The sequence below is a fragment of the Mesorhizobium sp. M7A.F.Ca.ET.027.02.1.1 genome (genome assembly GCF_004022985.1).
Taxonomy (GTDB): Bacteria; Pseudomonadota; Alphaproteobacteria; order Rhizobiales; family Rhizobiaceae; genus Mesorhizobium.
Map to the genome: position 1 here is coordinate 1 of NZ_RZOL01000582.1, position 2810 is coordinate 2810.

Sequence of the window (2810 nt, forward strand, 5' to 3'; positions counted from 1 at the left end):
GACTGCCGCTTCTTCTCGCGGGCTTCTCGCAAGGGGCGTGTCTGTCGATCGAATATCTCTGCGCGGGGCTGCCGCCGCCGGACGCTTTGGCGGCCTTCACGGGCTGCCGTGTCGGCGTTCCGGCGGACGAAAGATCCGAGGCGGCGCCGGCCGGAATGCCGATCTATCTTTCCGGCGGCGATGCCGATCCCTGGATACCAGTCTCTGCGCCGATGCCGCGCAATCGCTGGGCCGGTTTGGCGCGAGCTTGCGGGCCGATCTGTTCCCGGGCCGCGGCCATGAGGTCTCGGACGCCGAGATCGCCATGCTGGGCACGATCCTCGACGACCTCGCGGCCGGGCGCGGCCCGCGCATGGAGGCGGCGCGATGATGGACAGCTTCACGTTTCCGGGCCTGACGACACGGGTAGTCTTCGGTGCCGGCAGCATGGCTCGCGTCGAGGAGGAAGTCCGGCGGCTCGGCCATGACAAGGTGATGGTGCTGTCGACATCGCATCAGAAGGGCGATGCGGAAAGACTGGCCGCAAGCCTTGGTGGCCTCGCGGCCGGGATCTTTGCCGGCGCGGTCATGCATACCCCTGTCGAGGTCACGGAAAAGGCCGTCGATGCCTTCCGCAGCAGCGGCGCTTCGGCGGTCGTCAGCCTTGGCGGCGGCTCGACCACCGGGCTCGGCAAGGCCATTGCCGTGCGCACCGGCGCCGACCAGGTGGTCATTCCCACCACCTATGCCGGCTCGGAAATGACCGACATCCTCGGCGAGACGGCGGCCGGTGAGAAGCCCACCCGCCGCTCGCCGGACATCCGCCCGGAGACGGTAATCTACGACGTTGATCTGACATTCAGCCTGCCGGTAGGCCTCACCGTCACCTCGGCGATGAACGCGATCGCCCATGCGATGGAGGCTTTCTATGCTCCCGATCGCAACCCGGTGATAGTGCTGATGTGCAGGGATGCCATGGTTGCCTTCCGGGACGGCATTCCAAGGTTGATCGGCAATCCGCAGGAGCGCGCAGCGCGGACGCAGGCGCTCTATGCTGCGTGGTGCTGCTCGACCGCGCTAGGCTATGTCTCGATGGCGCTGCATCACAAGCTGGCGCATGTCTTCGGCGGCTCGTTCGATACGCCGCATGCCGAAACCCACGCCATCCTGCTGCCCTACACGACCGCCTTCAACGAAGCGGCAGTGCCCGATCTGCTGCGCCCCATCGCCGAGGCATTCGGCGGCGGCTCGGCGGGCGGCGGGCTCTGGGATTTCGCACAGTCGGTCGGCTCTCCGCTGAGCTTGAAGGCGATCGGCATCGAGGAGACCGATCTCGACCGCGCGGCGGCGATCGCGGTCAAGAATGCCTATGCCAATCCGAGGCCAATCGATCCGGGATCGATAAGGGAACTCCTTCAGGTGGCGTGGGAGGGACGCCGTCCGGGGGCTTGAGAATAAAACAAGAGGGAGGAACTACAGTGATCACAAGACGCAGCCTACTGAAAGCCTCGGCGGCGACAGGCCTGGCGCTCGCCGGTTCGCGCCTGGCGACGCCGGCCATCGCGCAAGGCGCCAAGATCCGCCTGGGCTATGTTTCGCCGCAGACCGGGCCGCTTGCCGACTTCGCGGAGAGCGATGCCTACAACATCAAGGCCTTCCTCGCTTCCGAGGCAGGCAAGAACTTCGAGGTCATCGTCAAGGACAGCCAGTCGAATCCCAATCGCGCGGCCGAGGTGGCGAAGAGCCTGATCGTCGATGACGAGATCAACCTGATGCTCGTCGGCTCGACGCCCGAGAACACCAACCCTGTGGCCACCACCTGCGAGGCGGAGGGCGTGCCGGTCATCTCGACGATGGCGCCGTGGCAGCCTTGGTTCATCGGCCAGCAGGGCAATCCGGCCGATCCGGCGTCGTGGAAGCCTTTCAACTTCGCCTATCATTATTTCTGGGGTCTCGAAGACATCATCGCCGTCTACACCGGCATGTGGAAACAGCTTTCCACCAACGGCAAGGTGGGCGGGCTGTTCCCCAACGACGCCGACGGCAATGCCTGGGGCGACCCGAAGAATGGGTTGAAGCCCGGCCTCGACGCCGCCGGCTTCAGCCTTGCCGATCCTGGCCGCTATCAGAACCTTTCGGACGATTTCACCGCGCAGGTCAACGCCTGCAAAGCCGCCAATGCCGAGATCGTTACCGGGGTGGTCATTCCGCCCGACTTCACCACCTTCTGGAACCAGGCCCGCCAGCAGGGCTTCAACCCCAAGGCGGTGACGGTCGCCAAGGCGATCCTTTTTCCGCAATCGGTCGAGACGCTCGGCGATGCTGGCCACAACCTCTCGTCCGAGGTCTGGTGGTCGGCCTCGCATCCGTTCAAATCGTCGCTGACGGGCGAGAGTTCGGCCGAACTCGCTGCGGATTTCACCGCCAAGACCGGCCGTCCCTGGACCCAGCCGATCGGTTTTGTCCATTCGCTGTTCGAGGTGGCGGCCAATGTCATGGGCCGCGTGTCGGATCCAACCAATGCCGAGGCGATCGCGGCGGCGATAGCGGCCACCGACATGACGACGGTGGTGGGCAAAGTGGCCTGGAGCGGTGCGGGATTGCCACCTTTCGCCGCGAAGAACGTCTGCAAGACACCGCTCGTTGGCGGGCAGTGGCGCAAGAAGGCCGGTGGCGGCTTCGATCTGGTGATCGTCGAAAACGCCGGCGCCTCCGAGATACCCACCGCCGGCAAGATGGAAGCCCTGGCCTGACGCTGCCGAGGGCGGCTGATACCGCCGCCCTCGTTCGGCGCGACCCAAGGATGACAGTGATGATACTCAGGCTGGAAA

At 65.3% G+C, this 2810-nt stretch carries 2 protein-coding genes and 1 pseudogene; all 3 read left to right on the forward strand.

Features of this window, described 5'->3' with window-relative positions:
• Positions 1 to 370 (forward strand): annotated as a pseudogene (locus EN749_RS33725) (hypothetical protein); the annotation flags it as partial.
• A complete protein-coding gene (locus tag EN749_RS33730) occupies positions 370 to 1431 on the forward strand; it encodes a maleylacetate reductase (protein WP_245491557.1) in 1062 nt (353 codons plus the stop codon). The pseudogene EN749_RS33725 and the gene EN749_RS33730, both read left to right, overlap by 1 nt.
• Before the next feature lie 26 nt (positions 1432 to 1457).
• Positions 1458 to 2732, forward strand: a complete 1275-nt coding sequence (locus EN749_RS33735; RefSeq protein WP_128364797.1) for an ABC transporter substrate-binding protein — start codon at positions 1458 to 1460, stop codon at positions 2730 to 2732.
• Positions 2733 to 2810: the final 78 nt, after the last annotated feature.

Coding starts and splice junctions, on each gene's coding strand:
- EN749_RS33730 (WP_245491557.1), top strand. CDS start 370: ATGGACAGCTTCACGTTTCCGGGCCTGACGACACGGGTAGTCTTCGGT.